Genomic DNA, 24,040 nt, shown 5'->3' with positions numbered 1-24,040 from the left:
ATTTCTTTCGAGACCGTCGGGAGGAATTTCGTGGGAGATGGCACATTTCCGGTGCCATCCTGGAGGATAACGAGAGAAAATTATGATTCCGCGCCGATGAGTGTCGGAATTCCTTGCGGAAAAGATGTTTCGCGGGGATATGATTGAAGGGGGAACACCATGACCTTTGAAGAGATCAAGGCTCTGGACGAGCAGTATGTGATGCACTCCTATGGCCGCTTCCAGGTGGCCATTGACCACGGAAAAGGGGCTACTGTCTGGGCTGTGGACGGAAAGGAGTATATTGACTTTTCCGCCGGCATCGGTGTGTGCTCGCTGGGATACGGCGATCCGGGCTGGGTGGAGGCCGTTTCCACCCAGGCGGCCAAGCTGGGACATATCTCCAACCTGTTTTACACCGAGCCTTATGCCAAGGTGGCCCACAAGCTGTGTGTCCGCACCGGAATGTCCAATGTGATGTTTGGCAACTCCGGGGCGGAAGCCAACGAGGCCATGATCAAGCTGGCCCGGAAATACTCCTTTGATCGGTATGGCAAGGGCCGCGGAACGGTCATTACCCTCCGTAACTCCTTCCACGGACGCACGATCACGACTCTGGCGGCCACGGGGCAGGATAAGTTCCACAACTACTTTTTCCCCTTCACCGAGGGGTTCCGCTATGCCGATGCCAACGACCTGGATAGCGTGGAAGCGGTGGCCGGCCATGACGTGTGCGCCGTCATGATGGAACTGGTCCAAGGAGAGGGAGGGGTACTGCCCCTGGACCTGGAGTTCGTCCAAAAAGTGGCGGAGCTGTGCGCCAAGCGGGATTGGCTGCTCCTTGTCGATGAGGTTCAGAGCGGCATGGGCCGTACCGGCTCCCTGTTTGCCTTCCAGCAGTATCACATCCAGCCTGATGTGGTGTCCTTCGCCAAGGGCATCGCTGGCGGACTGCCCTTCGGCGGCATCATGGCCAATGAGAAGTGCAGAGAGGTGTTCTCTCCCGGCACTCACGGCACCACCTTCGGGGGCAACCCTGTGGCCGCCGCCGCCGCCTGCCATGTACTGGACCGGATGGACGACGCCTTTTTGGCCCAAGTGAAGGAGAAAGGGGCGTATCTCCGCCAGGCCATCGAAGCCATGGAGCTGCCCTGCCTGGGCAAGACTCGGGGGCTGGGGATGATGATCGGCATCGATGTGGTGGGGGAGCAAACCAACAGCCAGCTGGCCGCCAAGCTTATCGAGAGCGGCCTGCTCATTCTCACCGCGGGACCCGGCTTGAGGCTGCTGCCCCCCCTGACCATCACCCAGGAGGAGATGGACAAGGGGCTGTCCATTATGAAAGCGGCGCTGTTATGATAGAGTGGAGAGAGAAAAGTGAGGGGTGGAGAGATACTCCATCTTCACGCCTCCCTCCTGCAAAGATTGGTGATTTGATATGAAAAAAGATTTGTTAAAGCTGCTGGATTTGTCCCAGGAAGACATCACCCTGATCCTGAATACGGCGGACCAGTTGAAGTACGAGCAGAAGCACAACATCCACAGGGATTATCTCAAGGGCAAGACCTTGGCCATGATCTTTGAGAAAAACTCCACCCGCACGCGGGTGTCCTTTGAAACAGGGATGTTCCAACTGGGCGGCCACGCCCTGTTCCTGTCTGGCAAGGAGAGTCAGATCGGCCGAGGGGAGCCTATTGAGGATACGGCCAGAGTGCTGGACCGCTACTGTGACGGAATTATGATCCGCACCTTTGGCCAGGACGAGGTGGAGGAGCTGGCCCGGAACACCAAGATCCCGGTCATCAATGGCCTGACCGACTTCTGCCATCCCTGCCAGGTGCTGGCCGACCTGCTGACTATTCGAGAGCATAAGGCGGTGCTGGAAGGACTGAAGCTGTGCTACATTGGGGACGGCAACAATATGGCCAACTCCCTGATCGTAGGCGGGCTAAAGACGGGGATGGAGGTGTCAATCGCCTGCCCCGAGGGCTACGATCCCGATTCCCAGGTGCTGGACTTTGCCAGGAGCGACCCCGGTTTCCACTTCTCTCTGTTCCGCACCCCCCAGGAGGCGGCGGCAGGGGCCGATGTGTTGATCACCGACGTGTGGGCCTCCATGGGCCAGGAGGGGGAGAAGACCGTTCGGGAAAAGGCATTTGCGGGCTATCAGATCAACGACGGGCTGATGGCGCTGGCCAACCCCGGCTGCATGGTGCAGCACTGTCTGCCCGCCCACCGGGGAGAGGAGATCACAGCCGAGGTCTTTGAGGCCCACGCAAACGAGATATTCGACGAGGCGGAGAACCGCCTCCACGCCCAGAAGGCAGTTATGTACCTGTTGATGAAGGACCAGTAACAGTAGAGAAGGCCGGCGCACAGACTGTGCGCCGGCCTTTGCTGTCGCCTGGAGCTTAACTCCGCTGCCAGAGGAGGACCGCTCCATCGGTGGCAGCGGAAAATTCCGCCTCGCCCATATCCTCTAAAGCGGCATAGTCTCCCGCCAGATAATACACCTCCTGAATTTGATCCTGGGAGGGGATCTGGACAGCGGCCCCCTTTACGGTGTCCAGCAGCAGCCCATTCCCAATGGACAAGTGGCCGGAGGATTCAGGCCTGCCTGCGTGGCTGAACAGGGGAGTAAGGTTGGATTTGATATTTTGGGTATAGCACAGATAGACCGCCGTCCGTCCATCGATCTCCCGGTCCAGTACCCGGAACGAGGCGTAATTTCCCCCATAGTAGTAGATGTCGATGACGCCGTCTGAAGCCAGGGAGACGTCCACCATGCCCTCCTGGTACGGCACGGGCCGCTCTACATCGGCGGCGGCGGTGAACACCAGGAACATGGCCAGCATGGCAGCCGCTGTGGCCAGCACAGACAGGCGTTTCCGGCGGGAGAAGCGGCGTTTGACGCCCGCTATGACTTGGGCCTTTTCCCGGTCCACATCCGCTGTCTCCCTGTCCAGATTTTCCTCCCTTCCCATCTCGCGTAGCACCTCGGCACAGTGGGGACAACTTTGAATATGCTCGTCTACCGCCTGGCGGCTCTCCTGGCTGCATACCTCATCACGGTACAGGGGCAGCAGATCCTGAATGATTTTGCAGTTCATTGATCTTCCTCCTTTAATTTTGATCTGGCCCGGTGGTATGTTACTCGGGCCCAGCTCTCTGTCCTGGAAAAGAGTTGAGCGATCTCTCCAAAGGACAGCTCTCCAAATACCCGGAGAGAAAAGACCTCCCGATAGGGCTCAGGCAGGGCATGGAGCCGGCGGTGAAGTTCCATGGCGGATTCCCGGTCCAGCAGCCGTTCCTCCAACTGGTCGGGGCTGGGCTGGCGCTCCAGATCGGGCATCTCCCCGCTCCGCTTCTGCCGCCGCAATCCGGCTAGATATTTCCGTTTGCCGATTTGGCACAGCCAGACATAGAGCTTGCAATCTCCCCGGAAGCTGTCGATGTGCTGGATGGCCTGAAAAAAAGTCTCCTGGGTCAACTCCTCTGCCAGATCCCGGTCGCCGCACAGGACCAACAGATACCGGTACACCTGTGGGAACAGCTCCTCGTAGACCGCTTCAAAAGATTCCATCTTCTCCCTCCTTTCTGCTTATAGGATGCAGATTGGGGCAAATTGTTACAAAAGAGCCATGGAAAAATTTTTCCATGGCTCTTTCTGCCTATAAGGCGCGGATCGTGGATAGAAGAGCGTCGATATCCTCGTCCCGGGTGGACCAGGAGACGCAAAACCGGACAGCGGTATGGGTCGGGTCCGGCTTGGACTGTAAACTAAAGGAGTATCGCTGGGACAGGGCCGCTGCGGCGTGGTCGGGGAGGACAGGAAACTGCAGATTGGTGGGAGAGTTCGCCAGCAGGGGCCAGCCCTTGTCCAAAAAGCCTTGGCGCAGCCGCATGGCTTGGACCACCGCCCTTCTGCCGATATCCAGGTAAAGTCCGTCCTCCAGCAGCGCCTCGAACTGGACGCCCAGCAGCCTGCCTTTGGCCAGCAGCCCGCCGTGCCGCTTGATGAGGTAGCGGAAGTCCTGTTTCAGGGAATCCTGGGTGATGACCACCGCCTCACCAAAGAGCGTGCCCGCCTTAGTGCCCCCCAGATAGAATACGTCACACAGCCGGGCCAGATCGGGCAGGGTTACATCGGAAGCGGCCAAGCCATAGACCAGCCTGGCCCCGTCCACAAACAGGGTCAGATGGTACTGGTCAGCCACCCTGCGGATGTCCTCCAGTTCAGCAACAGAATAGACGGTACCCAGCTCGGTGGGGTGGGACAGATAGATGAGGCCCGGCTGGACCATGTGTTCGGCGGTGGGGTCGTCATAGTGGCCCTGACAGAACTGGGCGATCTGGTGGGCGGTCAGCTTGCCGTCCTGGCTGGGGATAGTGAGCACCTTGTGACCTGTGGCCTCTACCGCTCCGGACTCATGGACGTTGATGTGGCCAGTCTGGGCACAGATGACGCCCTGATGGGGCCGAAGGGCGGCGGAGATCACGGTGGTATTGGCCTGAGTACCCCCCACCAGGAAGTGGATATGGGCATCGGGAGCCTGGCACAGGTCCCGGAGCAGGGCCCGGGCGCGGTCGCAGTGGGGGTCCGTGCCATAGCCGGGATGCTCCTCCAGATTGGTGTCCACCAAGGCCTGGAGCACCTTGGGGTGAGCCCCGGCGGCGTAGTCACATTCAAAGCGTACCATGGGATTACCTCCTAAAAAGGGGAGGCGGGATGATAGTCCCGCCAGAATATAAGCTCCCCCGCGGAAACCCCGCGGGGGAGCGGCAGATGGAAAACTTCAGCGCAGGATTGCTCCGCAGTCTTGCTCGAGAGTCGCTAAAATAGCCTTCACATCCTCGTCGGCCTCCTCGCTGGTGAGAGAGCGGTCATCCGCCCGGAGGACCAGATTGAAGGCCACAGACTTCTTGCCCTCGGCCACGCCCTTCCCACGGTAGATATCAAAGAGGGAGACCTCCTTCAGCAGACCCTTGGCTCCTCTCCTGATTGCCTGCTCCAGGGCCCCTACGGTAACGGCCTCATCACAGACGACGGCGATATCGCGGGTGACGGCGGGGAACTTGGGCAGAGGGACATACTCCGGATCGGGGCCCTTGGCCAGCATCAGCTCGTCGAAGGACAGTTCCGCGCAGTAGAGCTCGGCGTCCACCCCGTAATTCTGGGCCACCAGAGGGTGAATCTGACCGAAGATACCGATACAGTCACTGCCGGACCACACGGTGGCCACCCGGCCGGGGTGCCAGGAGGCGTCGGAGGGAGCGCCGGTGGGCCCCTCGAAGTGGATGTCTACTGCCCGGATCTCCTTCAGAATAGCCTCGACGGTCCCCTTCAGGGTGAAGAAATCCATATCCTCGCCATAGGCGCCCATGGACAGCACCTTGGCCTCATTGGCTAGGCCGTCGTCCTGATCCATCTGGTTCAACGCGCCGGTAAGGGCTTCCGTAAGCCCATTCACTCCCATATTTTCCAGCTTCTCCTTGGAGGCGGCGAGAGCGGGAGCGTCAGGAGAAACAGGGGTGGAGCCAGATTTGGGCAGATAGATCCGGCCCACTTCATACAGCTTGGCAGACTTGTTGCGGAAATTGTAGTTCCGGGTCAGGATCTCCAGCATAGAGGGCAGGGTAGTGGTACGCATAATGGAGGTGTCCTCTCCCAGGGGGTTGAGGATCTTGAAGCTCTTGCGGGCGTGATAGTCGGCGGGCCAGAGTATCTTGTCATAGTAGGTGGGGGAGATAAAGGAGTAAGTGATGATCTCGTCATACCCACAGGCCCGGCATACGGAGCCCAGGGTCTGCTCCAGCTTTTGCTCCGGCGAGTAGCCGCCCCGGGTGGTCTCCCCCCGAACAAGGGTGGAGGGGATCTTGTTGTAGCCGTGGAAGCGGGCTACCTCCTCGGCCAGGTCGGCCATACCCACCACGTCGCCGCGCCAGGACGGGACCGTAACCTGGTCCCCCTCCACCTGGAAGTCCAGCTTTTTCAGAATGGCGGTCATCTCGGCGGCACTGATCTCGGTACCCAGCAGGGCGTTGATCTTGTCCGGCTCCAACGTCAGGATCCGGGGCTGGGGCACGAAGTTGAGGATGTCGATGACGCCGTCCACCACCTCGCCGGCGCCCAGCAGTTCCACCAGCTCACAGGCCCGGTTTACGGCGGGGAGGGTGTTCAGGGGGTCCAGTCCCTTTTCAAACTTGGCGCTGGCCTCGGTGCGCATCCCTAGAGCCAGGGCCCCCTTACGGATGCAGGTGCCGTCAAAGTTGGCCGACTCGAAGACCACGTCCACCGTGTCAGCCACGATCTCGGAGTTCTCACCGCCCATGATGCCCGCCAGGCCAACTGCCCGATGCTCATCGGCGATGACCAGATGGTTTGCGGTCAGCTTGCGTACGTTGCCGTCCAGGGTGGTCAGCTCCTCGCCCTCCTCCGCCCGGCGAACAATGATCTTGCCCCCCTTTACGTAGCGGTAGTCGAAGGCGTGCATAGGCTGGCCGTACTCCAGCATGACATAGTTGGTGATATCCACGATGTTGTTGATGGGGCGCACGCCCATAGCCCGCAGCCGCTCCCGCATCCACTTGGGGGAGGGGGCGATCTTTACGTTTCGCACCATCCGGGCGGTGTACCGAGGGCACAGGTCGGCCGCCGGAGTTTCCACGTCCAGCAGCTCCACCAGGGAACCCTCGGCCCCGCCCTTGACCAAGGGCTGATGGAGGCGCAGGGGCTGGTCAAAGGTGGCGGACACTTCTCTCGCCAAGCCGATGACCGACAGGCAGTCGGGGCGGTTGGGGGTGATCTCAAACTCCACCACATGGTCATCCAGGCCAACGACCGGCTTCAGGTCATCTCCGGGCTTGCAGTCCTCGCGGAGAATAAAGATACCGTCTGGGATGCAGTGGGGGAACTCTGCCTGCTGGGCGTGGAGGTCGGCCAGAGTGCAGATGGAGTCCATCTTAGTGTTATAGGCCACTAAATCTCCTTCATGGAGGTTGGCGCATGCTGTGTCGGGGCAGGCGGTGGAGCCTCCCAGGTCCAGACAGGTGTGGAAGGAGCCGTTGGGCTGGGCGGAGGCCTCCAACACCTTAGCGCACACCACGGGGCCGAATACCTTGTCCCCGGCCTTGATATCGGCGGGGATGGAGGGCTTGTCCTTATCCAGAGGGTGGTAGTCGTTTAGGAGAGCGGCGGCGGTTATGACAGCGTAGGGGAAGTCCCGCTCGTCCAGTCCCAGCTCAGACAGACCGCACATCATGCCGTTGGACACCACGCCGCGCAGCTTGCCCTTCTCGATCTTCTTGCCGCCGGGCAGAGTGGACTTGTGCAGGGCCACAGGGACCAGGTCGCCGGGATGGATGTTCCAGGCGCCGGTGACGATCTGGACGGGCTCGGCCTGCCCCACATCGATCTGGCATACCCACATATGGTCGGAATCGGGGTGGCGCTCCATGGACCGGATCTGGCCCACCACCACGTTGGAAATTTCAGAGCCCAGGTCGTGGGTCAGCTCCACCTTGGAGCCAGACAAGGTCATGGCCTCGGCAAAGTCTTTGTCATTGGCCTCAACGGTGACGAACTCGTTGAGCCATTTGCGAGATAGATTCATATTATAAAACTCCCTTTGTTTGAATTAGGAATGAGGAGTTAGGAATTAGGAATTTTGGGGTCCGGCTGCCGCCGGATGGCTGGGAATCAGGCCGCCGAAAGGGACGCCCCAATTCCTGACTCCTAATTTCTAATTCCTAATTGATTCTTGGAACAGTTAAAATTGCTCTAAGAATCTCACGTCGTTCTCGAAGATGAGCCGCAGGTCGGCGATCTTGAAGCGGCGCATGGCGGTGCGCTCCAGACCCATGCCGAAGGCCCAGCCTGAATACACATTGGGGTCAATGCCCGCCATCTCCAGCACTCGGGGGTGGACCATGCCGGCGCCCAGCAGCTCGATCCAGCCTTCTCCCTTGCAGGTGGGACAGCCTACGCCGCCACACTTGTGGCACTGCACGTCCATTTCACAGGAGGGCTCGGTAAAGGGGAAGTGGTGAGGGCGGAAGCGGGTCTTGGTGCCCTTGCCGTACAGCTGCTCCACCACCGTATTTAGGGTGCCCTTTAGGTCGGCCATGGTGACGCCCTTGTCGATGACCATGCCCTCTACCTGGTGAAACATGGGGGAGTGGGTGGCGTCCACCTCATCTTTACGGTACACACGACCGGGGGCAATGATGCGGATAGGAAGGGGCATGGTGTCCATAGCCCGTACCTGCATGGGACTGGTCTGACTGCGGAGCATCACCCGGCTGTCCTCGTCAAAGTAGAAGGTATCCGACCAGTCCCGGCTGGGATGGCCCTCGTCGGCGTTCAGGCGGTCAAAGTTGTATTCGGCCAGCTCCACCTCCGGCCCATCCAGCACGGTAAAGCCCATGCCCACAAAGATGTCCTTGATCTCGTCCAGGGCGATATACATGGGATGCTTGTGGCCCAGCTTGACCGCCTTGCCGGGGATAGTCACATCAAGCGCCTCGTCCCGGAGCTTCTGCTCCAGGGCCTGCTTTTCCAGCTTCCTGGCGGCTGCCTCAATGGCCCCTTCCAGAGCGGCCCGGACCTCGTTGGCCAGCTGGCCCATGGCGGGTCTCTCCTCGGCGGAGAGGGAGCCCATACTCTTCAGCACATTGGTGAGCTCTCCCTTCTTGCCCAGGTACTGAACCCGGAGGGCATCCAGGGCGGCGGGATCGGCGGCCCCCTCGATGGCCGCAAGGGCCTGAGACCGGATGTTCGCTAACTGTTCTTTCATGGATAAAACTCCTTTGTTCGGGGACGATCAGGGAAGATATTGGCTGACCGGAGCCCGCATGGTGATATTATGCCGGGGCATCTGGTACAGCCCCTTACGGATATCGGCAGCGCCGTGCCGGGTGGTGACGGATACGGAGAAATGTTCGGTGAGATAGGCGTCGGACCAGGAATCGGTCTGCCCGTGGGGATAGGCGAAGTAGTCTACCTCTACGCCTACGTTCTCCTCAATGAGGTCGATGCTGGCCTGCAGATCCGGGAAAATGCGCTGGGCGTATTCCTCTGGTGTTTCCTCCTTGATATGCAGGATGCCCCGGGGATCTGCCTCCTTGTGGGAGTCGTAGGTGTGGGAGCCGAACTCCACCAGCCCGGACTGGGCCATCTCTCGGCACATCTCCCAGGTGAGAAAGTCGGGCTTGGCGTCCACGGTCCGGCGGACGATCATAGCGATGGCGGCCTTGGCCTGAAATTCTTGAAGCAGGGGATAGGCAATTTGGTAGTTGCTGGCATAACCGTCGTCAAAGGTGAGCATGACCGCCTTCTCCGGCAGGGGCTCTCCCGCTGCCAGCTCCCGGGGTAGGACCGTGGTATAGCCGTTGTCCGCCAGCCACTGCAGGTCCTCCCGAAAGCGGCTCTCCGTAAGCGTCCAGTCGTTAAGCTCCTCGTCGGTATCAGGCACAAAGTGGTGATACATCAGGATATACAGAGTGTGGTTATCCACGGGCGGCGCCGGCTCCTCCACCACAGGCGGCGGCGTTTCAGCGGGTTCCTCTTGAACAGGAGGTTCGTCTGGCATCGAAGGCTCCACAGGGACAGCAGGGCCTTCAGGCTCATCGGGAGAGGAACTGGGGAACTGATTGACAGAAAGGTCCGGCAGAGTATCGCCGGTGTCGGAGGGCGTGGACTGGTCAGTATCCTCCGTCTCTGGAATAGGGACAGAGGAGCTGACATCAGAACCGGGCAGGGGACTGGGGCCAGCCTTTTGGCAGCCGGCTAGCAGAAGCACACAGGTCAAAGCAGCCAGGATCGGGATAAATCGACGCTTCATGGCACATCACCTCATGTTTCAAAAAACAAAAAGACCTTCCATCCCCAAAATTCAGGGACGAAAGGCCAGCCTTCCGCGGTACCACCCGCATTCGTACACACTTGTACGCGCTCAAAGCCCCGATAACGGTGGGCAGACCGTCCCCCTCTCAGGGGCCGCTCCCAGGCGAACCAAGGGGCCGTTTCCAGGCAGGCTCTCAGCCGGTGACCTACCCTCTCTGACGAACACAGTTCCCCTATTTTCCTGTTCTCCGCAATTTACACTAAAGGTACTTATATCACAAAAGCGCCGGGAATGCAAGTCATCCCGACGAAAAATATGAAAAAGCTGCCCCGCAGAGAAAGAGGAGGCCTGAAAAGGGCCGGATGCAGGGCCCCTCGGGAGAACCAAAGAGGAGGGCCAGGCGGGGCGGGCCGCAAGGAGGAGCGGGACAAGATTGAGCCCAATCAAGCAGAGTATAAGCCCCTTCCAGTCCAGGCGCTCCGCGCCGTAGCGACACAGGAGGAGGGAGAGCGGTATCTCTCATGGCGGGACCTCCTTTTTAAAAGAGGTGTCATTCTGTATATACTTCCCTGTAAAGAGGGGGCTGATCCCTTGAGGGCCAGGATAATAAAGCATAAAATCTGAAAAATAAAATTCCTATTAAAAAAGTAGGAAATTAAGGATAGACAAATTCTCCCTCCCGTGATAGAATAAAGACGCCTCAAAGGACAGGCCCTGTTTGGCGGCCCAGTCCAGGGGGCATGATACTGTTTAGACAGACCGGCTCCAGAGCCGGAAACCATAGGAGGGGTTCCCATGCTGGAATTACAGCATATCAGCTATGACGTGGAACAGGACGGCGACAACAAGGGCATCCTGCGCGATATCGATTTGACCATCAGCGAGCGGTTCGTGGCCATCACCGGACCCAACGGAGGGGGGAAATCCACTCTGGCCAAGGTCATCGCCGGCATCCTGACGCCCACCCAGGGGCGCATCCTGCTGGACGGAGAGGATATCACCGGCCTGTCCATCACCGAGCGGGCCCGGAAGGGCATCAGCTTTGCCTTCCAGCAGCCGGTTCGCTTCAAGGGGCTGACGGTGAAGGATCTGATCACCCTGGCCAGCGGAAAGAGCATCGGCGTGCCGGAGGCCTGCAACTATCTTTCAGAGGTGGGCCTGTGCGCCAAGGACTATATCGACCGGGAAGTGGACGCCTCTCTGTCCGGTGGAGAGCTGAAGCGCATTGAGATTGCCATGATTATGGCCCGTTCCACCAAGCTGTCTGTCTTTGACGAGCCGGAGGCGGGCATTGACCTGTGGTCCTTCAGCAACCTCATCCAGGTGTTTGAGCACTTGCATGAGAAGATCAACGGCTCCATCCTCATCATCTCCCATCAGGAGAGGATTTTGAACATCGCTGACCGCATTATCGTCCTGGCGGACGGCCAGGTCCAGCGGGACGGGCCCAGGAAGGATATCCTGCCCTCGCTGCTGGGAGCGGCGCCTGAGGTTTGCAGCGCCCTGACGGACAAGGTGCGGTAAAGGAGGGATTTTTATGGACGCAATCCAAAAGAACCTGCTGGAGCAGGTAGCGGAGCTCCACGGCGTGCCTGAGGGGGCCTATAACATTCGGGCCAACGGGAAGGCGGCTGCCCGGAATACCACTGCCAACATCGATATTGTTTCCAAGACGGACAAGGACGGCATCGACATCATTATCAAGCCCGGTACCAAAAACCAGTCGGTCCACATCCCGGTGGTCCTCAGTGAGAGCGGCCTGACCGAAACGGTGTACAACGACTTCTTCATCGGGGACGACTGCGACGTGACCATCGTGGCCGGCTGCGGCATCCACAACTGCGGGGTGCAGAACTCGGAGCACTCTGGTATTCATGCCTTCTATGTGGGGAAAAACGCCCGGGTGCGCTATGTGGAGCGCCACTACGGCGAGGGGGACGGACTGGGAGAGAATATCATGAATCCCACCACCATCGTGGAGATGCGGGAGGGCAGCTACATGGAGATGGAGACCACCCAGATCAAGGGAGTGGACTCCACCATCCGCACGACTAAGGCCAAGCTGGGGCCCAATTCCACCCTTATTATCAAGGAGAAGGTGATGACCCACGGCCGCCAACTGGCCAAGTCCGATTTCACAGTGGATCTGGACGGGGAGGGCTGCCACACCAATGTCATCTCCCGGTCTGTGGCCCGGGGCGAGTCCAAGCAGGTGTTCCTGGCCCGCATCAACGGGAACGCCGCCTGCTACGGCCACTCTGAGTGCGATGCCATTATCATGGATCAGGGCGTGGTGTCCGCCATCCCGGAGGTCACCGCCAACTGTCTGGACGCCCAGCTCATCCACGAGGCGGCTATCGGCAAGATCGCCGGAGAGCAGCTCACAAAGCTCATGACCCTTGGCCTGACGGAGAAAGAGGCCGAGGAACAGATCGTCAACGGATTTTTGAAATAAAGATTGAATTCGGGGAGGGCCGGAGGCCCTCCCCCTCTTTTTTTGTCCGGGGAAGTGTGGTAGAATGGGAAAAAATCTGTGACAGGGGAGAGAACTGTGAGGACCGTCTACTTTGACATGGGGGAGCTGAATCGATTTGGCGCGCTGGGGCTCTTAAGCAGCGAGGCGAAGGTCCTTCCCGCCGGGACTGTGATCCACACCGAGCAGGCCAAGATCCGGAAGGAGCTGCCTCAGTATCAGGAGATGGCGGAGCGGGCCGGGGTGTTCTTTTTCTTTGAGGACGAGGACATTCCCAACGCCCCGTTTTTTACAGTGCCCTATATGGAACTTGTCGCCCGGGACCGGGATGGCGGCTGGTATGGCCGGGCGGAATCCATCGGAGACGGGGTTTACTGCGTCACCCCGGACGGGGCGGTGTTCCTGGTGTCGGAAGGTATGGAGCGATTTTCCGGACGGCTGCTGGCGGGGGAGGAGGTCCGGGAGCTGTGGGAGCCGGCCCTGGAGCTGACGGTATACCCATCGAAGACGGCGGCGGCCCAGGTGGTGGAATTAGTCCCAGTGGAGGAGCTGCTGCCAAAGGGATGGAAGGAGCGGGAAAAATGAGTATGCTTGCCACCACAGAGCAGATGAGGGAATTGGACCGGAGGACCATTGAGGAGCGGGGGATCCCCTCTCTGGAGCTGATGGAGAACGCCGCCCGGGAGGCGGCCCAGGCGGTGGTCGATCTGGTGGGGCCTGTGAAGGGGCCAAGACGGCCGGATGGCGTGATTGGGTCGGCTGTTTCGGTAGCATTTATTATGATGGAGGACAGCCGGGAGCCCACGCCGGAGGAGCAGCGGGAGATGGAGGCTGTCCGGGCCATCGTGGAGAGCAAAAATACCGACCCCACCCAGAGGATCGCTGTTTTCTGCGGTCCTGGCAACAACGGTGGGGACGGCATCGCCGCCGCCCGCATCCTGCTGGAGGAGGGCTATCGTGTCCGCGCCTTTTTGGTGGGCGGCCGGGAGAAGATGACGCCGGACGCAAAGGCGATGGAGGCCCGTCTGATTGAGGCCGGCGGCGTGCTGGAGCCTCTGGACCTGGAGGACAGGAGGCTGGCGGCCTGGCTGGGGACCTGCGACTGCTATGTGGACGCCCTGTTCGGGGTGGGGCTGAAGCGGCCGCTGGAGGGGGATTTTTTGGCGGCGGTCCAGTGGATGAACGGCCGGCGGGCTCCCGTAGTGTCATGCGACCTGCCCTCCGGGGTGGATGGGGACACTGGGGAGGTACTGGGCCAGGCTGTCCAGGCCGAAACTACAGTTACCTTCACCTGCGCCAAGCCGGGGCTCTATTTGGGCGCTGGTGCGGGCTGTGCCGGAGAGGTGCGGGTGGCCCATATCGGCATCCCCCAGGACCTGGTTCACCAGATGATATGGCGGGGCCCGGAGCCAATAGAGCTCCGTCCGGACTATATGCACTGGAATCTCCCCCGCCGGCCGGCAGACGGCCACAAGGGGGACTTTGGAAAGGTGTTTATTTTGGGGGGCAGCGAGGGCTATACCGGAGCTCCTGTGCTGGCCGCCTGTGGGGCGCTGCGCACCGGAGCCGGACTGGTCTATGTGGGAGTGCCCCGAGAGATCTATCCCATTGTGGCTGTCAAGTGCCAGGAGGCCATGGCCTTTCCTCTGCCGGAGGAGTATGATAAACTATTGGAGAAGGCCCGGTCCTGTGATGTGGCTGTGATCGGTCCTGGCCTGGGCCGGCATCCGCAGATGGAGCGGCTGGTGCGCTCCCTGCTATGTGACCTGGAGATACCAGTGGTGCTGGACGCCGATGGCATAAATGCCCTGTCCGGGCATATAGATAGTTTGGACAGACGGCGGGCGACCACGGTCCTGACCCCTCACGCCGGGGAATTTGTCCGGTTGACGGGGTGTGCCCTCCCCATCCAGGACAGGGTGACGGCAGCCCGGACTTTTGCCAAGGATCACCGCTGCACGTTGGTCCTCAAGGGGCGAGGCACTGTCACTGCCGCTCCAGACGGCCACACTTGGCTCAACGGCACCGGGAATCCCGGCATGGCAAAGGGAGGTTCCGGCGATGTGCTGGCCGGGATGATCGCCGCCCTGCTGGGACAAAAGCACCTTCAGGGACCCCATGCCACGGTGTCGGAAACAACTGCTCTGGCTGTGTGGCTTCATGGGAAGGCCGGGGACAAGTGTGCTCAACGGTTTGGGGAGTACGCTATGCTGCCCTCTGACCTGATCGGGATGCTCCCCGAGGTGCTGAAGGAGAATGAGGAGCGAAAATAAAAGCCTATTCATGACGCTTTGGAGGGAAAACTGTGCGCAAACTTCTGTTTTGCGTACCAATGATGATCCTGCTGCTATCCGCCTGTACCGGCGGAGCGGAAGGGAACGAGGCGGAGGAGCTGGCCTTACAGATCCGGGGGGAGTATCTGGCCATGAGCTCCTGCGCGGGGCAGGCGGCCATTACCGCCGACTACGGGCAGCGGGTGTACCAGTATGAGCTGGCGGTGGCGGTGGACGGCGAGGAGACCACTCTGACACTGTCCGCTCCGGACACGGTGGCCGGCATCACGGCCCGCGTTACAGGGCAGGATGGACAGCTGGAATATGACGGTCTTTCAGTGGAAACGGGCCCGCTGGACCCGGAGGGGTTGAGTCCTGTGTCCGCCGTCCCCGCCCTGCTGGAAGGGGCCCGGTCAGGCTACATCGTGTCCTGCGCGCTGGAGGAGGACGGCGCCCTGCTCCGTATGGACTGTGGGGACCCGGAGGGAACTCCGGGCACCGGAAGCGAGGTATCCCTGTGGTTCGACGCCTCTACCCATGCCCTGTCCAGAGGCGAGATATCGGTGGACGGATTCCGGGCCATTTTATGTGAGTTTACAGATTTTGCTATGTCCTAGGGGAACAGGCCCTTGGGAGAGGAAAATGGGGCAGCAGGCCCTATTTGGATACAAAAGAAGGTATGACCGATGACAGACAGACGGAAGGCCCGCACCTGGGCGGAGATAGATTTGGGGGCCATGGCACACAATTACCGGGCCCTAAAGGCCTTGACCCCGGCGGGCTGCGGATTTTTGGGGCTGGTCAAGGCGGATGCCTATGGCCATGGGGCGGTTCCAGTGGCCAAAAAGCTCCAGGAGCTGGGAGCGGATATGCTGGCGGTGGCCTGTGCAGCCGAGGGGGAGGAGCTGCGGCGTGGCGGTATTGTCCTGCCCATCCTCTGCCTGGGCCAGACGGACCCGGCGCTGGCCCAGGACCTGCTGGACTGGAACATCACCCAGACTGTGGAGGATCTGGAGTCCGCCCAGGCCCTGTCCCGAGTGGCGCTGGCCGCCGGAAAGAGGCTGCGCGTCCACCTGAAGGTGGACACTGGTATGGGACGGCTGGGGTTTCTCTGGGGGGATGGAGAGAACGGTTCCGCCCTGGAGAAGATGACCGCCCTGTGCGCCCTGCCTGGGCTGGAGGTGGAGGGGATGTTCACCCACTTCGCCGCTGCGGATGAGGACGAGACCTACACCGCAGCCCAACTCAGGCGGTTTCTGGAGGCGAAGAAGGCTCTGGAGGACCGGGGGCTTCATTTCGCAATTTACCATTGCGGCGCCAGCGCCGCTGTGTTACACTATGGGCAGAGCCACATGGATATGATCCGTCCCGGCATCGCCCTATACGGCTTCCCGCCTGCGCCGGGGATAGAGGCCCCCGGCCTGATCCCGGTCATGACTCTGAAAAGCCGGGTGGCCGCCGTCCGGCCAATGCCTGCCGGAAGCCCCATCAGCTATGGCTGTACCGCCGTGCTGGAGCGGGATTCCAGGGTAGCTGTCCTGCCGGTCGGTTATGGGGACGGCCTGCCAAGATCCCTGTCCAACAAGCTGCAGGTCCAGATCGGGGACAGGCTGTGCCCCGTCCTTGGACGCATCTGTATGGATATGTGCATGGTGGACGTGACGGACCTGCCCGACGTGGTGCCGGGGGATGTGGCCCGGATCTATGGCCCTGGGCTGACCCAGCGCGCTGCGGATCAGGCTGAGACCATTGTCTATGAATTATTGTGCCAGCTCTCCCGGCGGGTCCCCCGTATCTATTTGGATGGTGGAAGGGAGATCCGTTGAGTTTGGCCCCCAAAATCCACCGGACAGGCTGGCCCGCTGCCTGTCCGGCCCCGTGACCGCCCGGCTCAGACCCACATAGGATGAGTTGGAGCGGCGGAGAGGGGAGGACCTCTCCAGGGTACAAAGGCGCGGCGGGCTTGGTCAAAGCAAAAAATGCTATTTTTTGGCGGAGAGTATAAACCCCGCCGCTCCGTGGGAGAATCATAGTACAGCGTTACATAGGACCCGGTGGGCGCCTGTAACGCGTACTATCTTTCCAGCGGAGTGTGAATGTACGTGGATAACAGCGTGAAGCGAGGCGACATCTTTTACGCCGATCTCAGCCCGGTGGTGGGCAGTGAGCAGGGGGGCGTGCGGCCTGTTCTGATCGTCCAAAACGATACGGGCAACCGTCATAGCCCGACTGTCATCGCCGCGGCCATCACCTCCCAGACAGGGAAGGCCAGACTGCCCACCCATATCTCGGTGGCACCTCTGAGCTGCGGGCTGCCCAAGGAGTCGGTTATCCTTCTGGAGCAGGTGCGGACCCTGGATAAGCGTCGCCTGCGGGAAAAGATGGGCCGGCTGGACGAGGGAGTCATGAAGCAGGTGGATACCGCTATCGCGGTCAGCTTCGGGCTGCACCCAGAGACCATGGTGTAAAAGTAAGCGGCTCCGCCTATGGGCGGAGCCTACATAAGACAGCGACAGAGATAGGAGTACTTATCATGAAAAAAAGCAGGAGATGGACCCTGGCGGCGGGAACCGCCATCTTGGCCGCCCTCTGCCTGGGGGCTGGAGTGGTGCTGGCCGCCAACGGGGACCAAAATGACCCTCTGGTTACCATGAGCTATCTGGATGAAACGGTTATTCCTGAGGTGGTGGCCAAGGTGGAGGAGAACACTAAGGTCCGGCAGCAGGAGCTATCCACCCAGCTGGCTGCCCAGATAGCCAAATATCAGCAGGAGATAGAGGCGGCAGGCGGTTCTGCCGGTTCTGGCAGCGCCTCCTATACCCTGGTCACGATGACCAGTGGTCAGACCATGGCTCTGGAGGTAGGCTGCGAGGTCCTACTCCGGGTGGGATCGGCCACGGTCCAGTCCAATACCAGCCCCGCCCTCATTGATATCTCCACCGGCGGGACCGTGAACAGCGGCGCCTCCCTCACGAAAAACCACCTCTATATGTCCACCATCCCAGACCGTACCCTGAAGGCAGCTGCCAGTGATGTGAAGCTGTTGGTCCGAGGCGGCTGGTCCGTTTCCTGAAATTGTTGAATAAGTGAGAAAGCCGCGGCCCACGGGCCGCGGCTTTCTCACTTATTGAGGTGACTGAGACTTTTTGGGCCAGATGCCCTTGACTGCCAGGACAAAGACAGAGGCGTGGAAGATGTTGATTGCGACCCATCCCACTCCGGTGGCCAGAGCCACCGCATCCAGCCCCATGGCCCCTACCAGCAGATAGGTCCCGGCTACCCGCATGGCGATCTGAATGGTGGTGCCCCAGAAGGTAATGTTCATCCGTCCCACGCCCCGGTACCAGCCGACCCAGGCGTGACCGGTGAAGGACAGGAAATAGAACCAGCTGATGTACTTCAAATAAGAGATACATAGCTCCATCCCTTCCGCCTTGCCGCCCAGGAATAGGGCAGACAGGGGATAGGCGCCCAGATTTATTGTCAGGGAGAAGAAAAGACCCATGGTCAAAAGGGTAAAAATCCCCCATCTAAATCCCTGATAGGTGCGGAGTTCCTGGCAGGCACCCCGGTTCTGGGCCACAAAGATTGCGATGGACTCACATCCACTTATGCCGAAGGCCTGAATGAAGTTCTCCACACGGGTGGCGGCGGTGAAGGCGGAGATGGGAGCGGTACTTACCAGGCTGATGCCGTTGACTGCGCTCTGGATGATGAGCTTGCCCAGGTAGAGACTGGACTGTTGGAGGGCCGCCACAGCGGCATAGCTGCTGGTCAGCCGGACCAACTGGCGGTCCATTCTCATATCTCCCCGATGAATCGTAAGAAAGGCACGCCGTTTGCGAATGTAGAGGAAGCATAGCAGGGTGGACAGCAGCTGGGCGGAAGCGGTGGCCAGAGCGGTCCCCTGAATGCCCATGTCAAGCACCGCCACCAGCAGCCAGGCGCAGACTAGGTTGTATCCAAGGGAGGCGAGAAGAAAGTACAGGGCGGCCTGGGTGTCTCCCACAGCCCGGAGGGTGGCGGCCAGATAGTTATAGGTGAAGGTGATTACCATGCCAATTAGAATAATGCGCAGATAGGAGGACACATCTCCCATCAGTTCCGCTGGAGTCTGGATGACGCCCAGTAACTGGGGCAGGAAAATCTGGCCCAGCAGGACGGCGCCCAGGGTACATCCGCCGATGAGGACGGCGGACACATAGAGCTGCTGCCGCAGACGGGGGAAGTTTTCCTCGCCGTAAAACTGAGCGATCAGGACGGAAGCGCCCATACAGGCCCCGGTGATGACGTAGATAAACAGGTTCATTACGCTCTCGGCTACCCCTAGGGCGGCAAAGGCACTGTCCCCGATGTAGTAGGTCACCACCAGAGAATTGATGATGTTGTACAGCTGCTGGAGCACGTTGGCAGCCAATAGAGGCAGACAGAGCCGGACCAGCTGGGGCATAATAGGGCCAGAGGTAAGATGTATTTCTCGTGACACCCGAAAGCGCCTCCTGTTGTCAATCGTTCTTCGCATACTACTATACGGCAAAATACAAAATTTGTAAAATAAAAAATTTTACCCCAAAAGATAGGGAAGGAATGACAACGGAAAAGGAGGGAAATACTGTCAACAGACAGAAAGAGGCAGGATATGACAGAGGGCCTGTCCTATAATCAAACCATCTGGGACATAGGGGCGGCCGTCTGCCTTCCCCTGGAAAGGAGCCACAAGAAATGCCTGTGAACTGCACTGAAGAGGAGCGCCGGCTGACCGCGGCGGTGACGGGAGAGCTGGATCACCATGGGGCCAAAGCGGTGATGGAGGAGCTGGACCGGAGGATCGACGCCGCACTGCCCAGGGAACTGACTCTGGACCTGGGAGGGTTGACCTTTACCGACAGCTCCGGCATCGCCGTGCTGCTGCGGGCACACCGCCGGATGGGCCAGGTGAGAGGAGCCATGCGGGTGATCAACACGCCGGGGCAGGCGGAAAAGGTGTTCCGGGCCGCCGGCCTCCAGCGTATCATCCGATTTGAATAGAGGGGGCGGCCCGCCCTGCACGAAGGAGGACCTACATAATATGAAAATTGAAAATCATGTGAATCTGGAATTTCCCAGCCGCTCCGCCAACGAGGGCTTCGCGCGGGCGGCGGCGGCCTGCTTCGCCGCCCAGCTTGACCCCACGCTGGAGGAGGTCAACGACGTGAAGACCGCGGTCAGCGAGGCGGTGACCAACGCCATCGTCCACGCCTATCCAGACACCATTGGCAAAATCGCCATGAAGCTGCGTCTGCGGGAGGATCACAGCTTGGAAATCGTCATCCGGGACTGGGGAGTGGGGATTGCTGATGTGGACCAGGCCAGGACACCACTGTTTACCACAGGGAACGAGGAGCGGTCCGGAATGGGCTTCACCATTATGGAGAGCTTTATGGACACGCTGAAGGTCCGCTCTGCCCCCGGTAAGGGGACCACTGTGACCATGCGGCGGAAGATCGCCCGCCGGGCTGGGCGGTGAGCGGCACTCTCTCCGACCTGGATCTGCTGGAAGCGGCCCGAAATGGGGACAGCCGGGCCTGTGAACAGGTGCTGGAGGAGAACAACGGTCTGATCTGGAGCGTAGTTCGGCGGTATTACGGCCGAGGTGTGGAGCCGGACGACCTGTATCAGTTGGGGTGCCTGGGCTTTCTGAAGGCGGTCCGCGGCTTTGACCAGTCCTATGGCACTCAGTTTTCTACCTACGCGGTCCCCAAGATTGCCGGAGAGATCCGGAGATTCCTCCGGGATGACGGGCCGGTGAAGGTGAGTCGGGGGCTGAAGGAGCGGGGGATGTCAGTCCGGAATGCCAGGAGTAAGCTTTCCACCCAACTGGGCCGGGAGCCAACCCTGTCTGAATTGGCCCAGGACACCGGGTTGTCTCCGGAGGAGATTGCCTCGGCGGAGACCGCGGCGGAACCTGTTATCTCCCTTCAGGCGGAAACCGGAGATGGGGGATTGACCCTGGAGGGCCTGCTTACTGCCGGAGGCGAAGAGGAAGGGCTGGTGGAGCGGCTCACACTCCGCACCGCCCTTTCCACCCTGCCGGAGCGGGAACAGCAGGTGCTGCTGCTGCGGTACTACCGAGGAATGACCCAGGTTCAGACGGCGCGGGTGTTGGGCGTGTCTCAGGTCCAGGTATCCCGGTTGGAGCGTCGGGCGCTGGACCGCCTACGTCAGGAATTGGTCCCATAAAAAGGAAAAATGACCCAGGCCCAAAGGCCTGGGTCATTTTTTGAAAAAGAGAGGACAGTCCCAGGGAGAGGAGGGACTGTCCAAAAGGGTTTGGCCGGATAGGGGATGAAAAGGAGAGAAGAAGATCATCCCAAGGCCAAATAAGGGAAGAATTGTCCGGCAAAGTGGGAGAGGGGAGCGCCGGACATCAAGCTAGATAACGAAGCAGCTGGCCGGGCTGATCGATGTGATAGAACATCAGACCGGCCATATCTTCTCTGCTGTCTACATTTCGCATGCCAATCACGGCGTGGTCACGGCTTTTCTTGGCGGGCTTGCCGACCAGCTCACCGAAGCGAAGACTGCCGAAGCCATCTTCGTGGGATTGAACGGCGGTCTTGATCCCTTTGACCAGGGGGAGGTACATCACCTCACCCTTGACCAAGGCGATGATGCGGAAATTGGTGATGGCATAGAGCGTGTTCTTTTCCAGGCACTTTTTATCCATGAAGGGCCGAGCGGAGAGGGCCACAGGTAGAAACAGGGCTACGATGGCCATAATAAGGACATCGGTGAAGGAGCGGGTGCCAGTAATAGAGCTGAAGACCATCAGAACAATGACTGCTGCCAGAACCAGGGCGGAAACGATCCAGGTGAGCAGAATCGAATTTTTGCTGTCGTGATCGAACAGGGAGAAGGGCTTGGGGCGGCCAGACCAGCGGACTTCTTCTCCTTCCCAGAGGATGTTTTTCAAACGGGTGTCCATGATGTACATTGCCTCCTTGTGTTGTTTGTATCCTGATTATAGCAGAGAAGAAATTAAATGGGTGTTAACGAAAAGGAGGTCCAGATTAAAAAGTTGACAAGGAGGCATTTACGCCTCTCCGGCAATAAAAAAACCCCGGTCCCATACTGTGAAACCGGGGGCCCAATATTAGGTAGACAGCCGGCTTTGGCGGAAGCGGCTGTCCGTGTGTGCTGGCTGACAGACCGCTTTCGGGAGAGAGAAAGGGGCGTCAGCCGGAGAGAGAAAGGGTCCGGGAAAAGTGAGGAAACCCGGATGATGCGGGCAGAGAAGTATTCACTGTCTGCCTTCGCGTGGGAATAGCTCCTACCTGTATTATAGCATCGGGGGAGTGAAATGGGTGTAAATGAAAGAAAGGAAGATGTAAAGAAACCGTTAATCACCGTCGGGGGACAAAAACAGCTCCGGAGGGAGAGACCCGCTCCGGGGCTGCTCTAAGGTCTGCCTGCTCTGCTGGTGGGGTCAATCCTCCAGCATACGGTAGCCAATGCCAAGCTCGGTGTGGATATATTTGGGCTTGGAGGGATCCTCCTTTAGCTTTCGGCGGATATTGGCCATGTTGACCCGCAGAATCTGATTGTTATTGTTGCCGCCGTAGGGCCCCCAGACGTGCTCCAAAATAAAATCGTAGGTGAGCACCTTCCCGGCGTGGATGCACAGCAGCTCCAAAATCTTGAATTCATTTTGGGTGAAGTGGATCTGCTCTCCTGCTAACAGCACCTGGTGCTTCGTGATATCCACCACAAGGTCCTGGACCTGATACACGTCCCTCTGGGCGCCCTGGGACATCTTCAAACGATCCGCCCGGCGGAGCGTGGTGCGGATACGGGCCAGCAGCTCGGACACGCCGAAGGGCTTTACCACATAATCATCCGCCCCCATGTCCAGAGCGCGAACCTTCTCCGACTCGCGGTCACGGGCGGAGATGATGATGACAGGGACCTCTCGGGGCAGGTCGCTGAGCTGTTCCAGCACCTCCAGCCCGTCCATATCGGGCAGTCCCAGGTCCAGCAGGACCAGGTCGGGGCTGTGGGAGAAGAACAGGGAAAGCCCCTCCTTGCCGCTGGAGGCGGGGATGGCCTTATAGTCATTGGCGGCCAGCGCGCGGCAGATAAAGTTGCTGATGGCGTGCTCGTCCTCGATGACCAGGATCAGTCGTTTTTCATTCATGGTCAGACTCCTTCATGGGGAGGCCGAAGCGGATCACCGCTCCGCCCTCCGGGGCATTGCCCGCGGCAAAAAAGCCGTTGTGGGCCTTGATGATGCTTTGACAGACAGATAGACCAATGCCCATCCCGCGGGTGGAATCCCCGTTCAGATCTCGGGACAGAGGCCGGCCAGACTGGACGGCCTGACACACCTCCGGGGGCAGTCCTTTGCCGTGGTCCCGGACCTCCACCACTGCCCACTCGTCCTGACGGAACAGATTGAGCAGGATGCCGGACTGGCTGCCGGAGTGGCGGACCGCGTTCTCCAGCAGGTTGACCATCACCTGCTTGATGAGCATGGGCTCCATAGGTAGGTATAAGATATCCTCGGACAGCTCCAGATCCACATGACAGTTGGGGAACCGGCGCCGGGTGGTCAGAATGGCGTCCCCCGCCACCTCCTCCAGCATCTCCTCCCGCTTTTTCAGGGGTATGGTGCCGTCTTGAATTCGGGTGACGGACAGCAGATTTTCCACCATGACGATCAGAGCATCAGCGTCTGCCTTGATATCGTTGGCAAGGGAGGCGTTTTTTTCTGACCGGAGGATGTCCTCGCTGGACAGAAGGACAGAGGCGGCGCCGGAGATGGCGGTCAGAGGGGTGCGCAGATCATGGGACACGGCCCGGAGGATGTTGCCCCGGATCGTCTCCCTGGCGGACTGTAACTGGATGGCCGCTTTTTCTGCGTTGAGCTTTTCATTCATCTCATAGAGGGTCTTGGTGTTCTTTTCCCGGCGGACAGCCTCAATGGCCTGCTGCTTGACCCGGGAAGTAAGGGCGCACACGATACAGGAGATAGCCACCATGGACAGCATGGCAACCGGGTAACCCGTATGGCTCAAGGAAAAGGCGGAATAGGGGACCATAAAAAAGTAGTTGATGCAGAAGGTCCCTATGATGGAGGCGGTGATCCCATAGGCATAGCCGGTGGTAAAAAAGGAGATGCACACCACTGCCAACACGAATACCAGGGCGGAATTGTTTTCCCCGCCGGTGTGGGAGATCAGAATGCCGCTGGTCCAGTAGGCGGCGTACAGCAGAAGAGCAGTGGTTAGGATATCCCGGGGGACCGAAGGTATTCGGTGGACCAACTGGTCCATATAGCCAAAGAGGGCTTTGCATCGCTGCGTCAGGGCGGACATATCTATTCTCTCTCCTTCCGGGACCCTGCCGCCACAGAGGAGCGGAGGCATTGGGCAAAAATATTATATCAAACCTGGCCCGAACCGTAAAGTACAGACACTGTAAAAAAGCCGAAG

Annotated in this window: 23 protein-coding genes; 13 read left to right on the top strand and 10 right to left on the bottom strand. The window is 59.7% G+C overall.

Annotated elements, in window-relative coordinates:
• The first annotated feature begins 159 nt into the window (after positions 1-159).
• Both ACEVJK_RS02940 and argF read left to right on the top strand, forming a co-directional pair.
• On the top strand, positions 160-1,338 hold the full coding sequence (locus ACEVJK_RS02940; protein ID WP_374739931.1) for an aspartate aminotransferase family protein: 1,179 nt from the start codon (positions 160-162) through the stop codon (positions 1,336-1,338).
• A gap of 79 nt (positions 1,339-1,417) precedes the next feature.
• Entirely contained in the window at positions 1,418-2,335 is a 918-nt protein-coding gene (argF, locus tag ACEVJK_RS02935; protein WP_147570916.1) for an ornithine carbamoyltransferase, read from the top strand.
• 55 nt (positions 2,336-2,390) lie between these two features.
• Here the strand turns inward: argF and ACEVJK_RS02930 are convergent, their stop codons facing one another.
• The 6 genes from ACEVJK_RS02930 to ACEVJK_RS02905 all read right to left on the bottom strand — a co-directional run bounded on the left by ACEVJK_RS02930 (position 2,391) and on the right by ACEVJK_RS02905 (position 9,821).
• The gene (locus ACEVJK_RS02930) at positions 2,391-3,089 is read right to left on the bottom strand and encodes a zf-HC2 domain-containing protein (protein ID WP_147570915.1); all 699 of its coding nucleotides are present in this window, start codon (positions 3,087-3,089) and stop codon (positions 2,391-2,393) included.
• Positions 3,086-3,562, bottom strand: coding sequence for an RNA polymerase sigma factor (locus ACEVJK_RS02925; RefSeq protein ID WP_147570914.1), 477 nt, complete (start codon positions 3,560-3,562; stop codon positions 3,086-3,088). The genes ACEVJK_RS02930 and ACEVJK_RS02925 overlap by 4 nt, the downstream gene beginning before the upstream one ends.
• Positions 3,563-3,650: 88 nt before the next feature.
• The gene (locus ACEVJK_RS02920; protein WP_374739930.1) at positions 3,651-4,679 is read right to left on the bottom strand and encodes a low specificity L-threonine aldolase; all 1,029 of its coding nucleotides are present in this window, start codon (positions 4,677-4,679) and stop codon (positions 3,651-3,653) included.
• 96 nt (positions 4,680-4,775) lie between these two features.
• Complete coding sequence (gene pheT, locus ACEVJK_RS02915) at positions 4,776-7,592, bottom strand: phenylalanine--tRNA ligase subunit beta (protein WP_374739929.1); 2,817 nt, start codon at positions 7,590-7,592, stop codon at positions 4,776-4,778.
• 156 nt (positions 7,593-7,748) lie between these two features.
• Positions 7,749-8,774: a phenylalanine--tRNA ligase subunit alpha gene (pheS, locus tag ACEVJK_RS02910; RefSeq protein ID WP_186853301.1), complete on the bottom strand. Its 1,026-nt coding sequence runs from the start codon at positions 8,772-8,774 to the stop codon at positions 7,749-7,751.
• A gap of 27 nt (positions 8,775-8,801) precedes the next feature.
• Positions 8,802-9,821, bottom strand: a complete 1,020-nt coding sequence (locus ACEVJK_RS02905; protein WP_340405294.1) for a polysaccharide deacetylase family protein — start codon at positions 9,819-9,821, stop codon at positions 8,802-8,804.
• A 798-nt stretch (positions 9,822-10,619) separates the two neighbouring features.
• Between ACEVJK_RS02905 and ACEVJK_RS02900 the strand changes: the two genes are divergently transcribed.
• The 8 genes from ACEVJK_RS02900 (at position 10,620) to ACEVJK_RS02865 (ending at position 17,643) form a co-directional block, all read left to right on the top strand.
• Positions 10,620-11,348 carry an ABC transporter ATP-binding protein gene (locus ACEVJK_RS02900; RefSeq protein ID WP_147570908.1) on the top strand — a complete coding sequence of 243 codons (729 nt, stop codon included), beginning with the start codon at positions 10,620-10,622 and terminating at the stop codon, positions 11,346-11,348.
• 13 nt (positions 11,349-11,361) lie between these two features.
• Complete coding sequence (locus ACEVJK_RS02895) at positions 11,362-12,279, top strand: SufD family Fe-S cluster assembly protein (protein ID WP_374739928.1); 918 nt, start codon at positions 11,362-11,364, stop codon at positions 12,277-12,279.
• Positions 12,280-12,357: 78 nt separating this feature from the next.
• Positions 12,358-12,882 carry a hypothetical protein gene (locus ACEVJK_RS02890; RefSeq protein WP_374739927.1) on the top strand — a complete coding sequence of 175 codons (525 nt, stop codon included), beginning with the start codon at positions 12,358-12,360 and terminating at the stop codon, positions 12,880-12,882.
• Entirely contained in the window at positions 12,879-14,570 is a 1,692-nt protein-coding gene (locus ACEVJK_RS02885) for an NAD(P)H-hydrate dehydratase (RefSeq protein WP_374739926.1), read from the top strand. The genes ACEVJK_RS02890 and ACEVJK_RS02885 overlap by 4 nt, the downstream gene beginning before the upstream one ends.
• A 32-nt stretch (positions 14,571-14,602) precedes the next feature.
• Positions 14,603-15,187: a hypothetical protein gene (locus ACEVJK_RS02880; protein ID WP_374739925.1), complete on the top strand. Its 585-nt coding sequence runs from the start codon at positions 14,603-14,605 to the stop codon at positions 15,185-15,187.
• A gap of 69 nt (positions 15,188-15,256) precedes the next feature.
• The gene (gene alr / locus ACEVJK_RS02875) at positions 15,257-16,396 is read left to right on the top strand and encodes an alanine racemase (protein ID WP_374739924.1); all 1,140 of its coding nucleotides are present in this window, start codon (positions 15,257-15,259) and stop codon (positions 16,394-16,396) included.
• Positions 16,397-16,672: 276 nt separating this feature from the next.
• The gene (locus ACEVJK_RS02870) at positions 16,673-17,038 is read left to right on the top strand and encodes a type II toxin-antitoxin system PemK/MazF family toxin (RefSeq protein ID WP_317246521.1); all 366 of its coding nucleotides are present in this window, start codon (positions 16,673-16,675) and stop codon (positions 17,036-17,038) included.
• A gap of 65 nt (positions 17,039-17,103) precedes the next feature.
• The gene (locus ACEVJK_RS02865; protein ID WP_147570901.1) at positions 17,104-17,643 is read left to right on the top strand and encodes a hypothetical protein; all 540 of its coding nucleotides are present in this window, start codon (positions 17,104-17,106) and stop codon (positions 17,641-17,643) included.
• Between the two features lie 51 nt (positions 17,644-17,694).
• On the opposite strand, the gene ACEVJK_RS02860 is transcribed toward ACEVJK_RS02865, so the two are convergent.
• The gene (locus ACEVJK_RS02860) at positions 17,695-19,056 is read right to left on the bottom strand and encodes an MATE family efflux transporter (RefSeq protein ID WP_374739923.1); all 1,362 of its coding nucleotides are present in this window, start codon (positions 19,054-19,056) and stop codon (positions 17,695-17,697) included.
• A 236-nt stretch (positions 19,057-19,292) separates the two neighbouring features.
• On the opposite strand from ACEVJK_RS02860, the gene ACEVJK_RS02855 reads away from it, so the two are divergent.
• Genes ACEVJK_RS02855 through ACEVJK_RS02845 form a run of 3 tightly spaced genes read left to right on the top strand, consistent with a single transcriptional unit; the run spans position 19,293 to position 20,789 of the window.
• Positions 19,293-19,598, top strand: coding sequence for an STAS domain-containing protein (locus ACEVJK_RS02855; RefSeq protein WP_147570899.1), 306 nt, complete (start codon positions 19,293-19,295; stop codon positions 19,596-19,598).
• Positions 19,599-19,638: 40 nt separating this feature from the next.
• Positions 19,639-20,076 carry an anti-sigma F factor gene (gene spoIIAB / locus ACEVJK_RS02850; protein WP_147570898.1) on the top strand — a complete coding sequence of 146 codons (438 nt, stop codon included), beginning with the start codon at positions 19,639-19,641 and terminating at the stop codon, positions 20,074-20,076.
• On the top strand, positions 20,073-20,789 hold the full coding sequence (locus ACEVJK_RS02845) for a sigma-70 family RNA polymerase sigma factor (protein ID WP_147570897.1): 717 nt from the start codon (positions 20,073-20,075) through the stop codon (positions 20,787-20,789). The genes spoIIAB and ACEVJK_RS02845 overlap by 4 nt, the downstream gene beginning before the upstream one ends.
• A 187-nt stretch (positions 20,790-20,976) precedes the next feature.
• Here ACEVJK_RS02845 and ACEVJK_RS02840 read toward each other — a convergent pair whose 3' ends face one another.
• The 3 genes from ACEVJK_RS02840 to ACEVJK_RS02830 form a co-directional block, all read right to left on the bottom strand.
• Positions 20,977-21,534 carry a hypothetical protein gene (locus tag ACEVJK_RS02840; protein WP_147570896.1) on the bottom strand — a complete coding sequence of 186 codons (558 nt, stop codon included), beginning with the start codon at positions 21,532-21,534 and terminating at the stop codon, positions 20,977-20,979.
• A gap of 501 nt (positions 21,535-22,035) precedes the next feature.
• Positions 22,036-22,743 (bottom strand): response regulator transcription factor, encoded by a 708-nt coding sequence (locus ACEVJK_RS02835; protein ID WP_147570895.1) that lies wholly within the window; start codon positions 22,741-22,743, stop codon positions 22,036-22,038.
• The gene (locus ACEVJK_RS02830) at positions 22,736-23,923 is read right to left on the bottom strand and encodes a DUF4118 domain-containing protein (protein ID WP_186853309.1); all 1,188 of its coding nucleotides are present in this window, start codon (positions 23,921-23,923) and stop codon (positions 22,736-22,738) included. The genes ACEVJK_RS02835 and ACEVJK_RS02830 overlap by 8 nt, the downstream gene beginning before the upstream one ends.
• Between the last annotated feature and the right edge of the window lie 117 nt (positions 23,924-24,040).

Origin of the sequence: Flintibacter sp. P01028 (genome assembly GCF_041925235.1) — a bacterium.
Classification (GTDB): domain Bacteria; phylum Bacillota; class Clostridia; order Oscillospirales; family Oscillospiraceae; genus Lawsonibacter; species Lawsonibacter aceti.
This window is presented reverse-complemented; position numbering and strand designations above follow the sequence as displayed.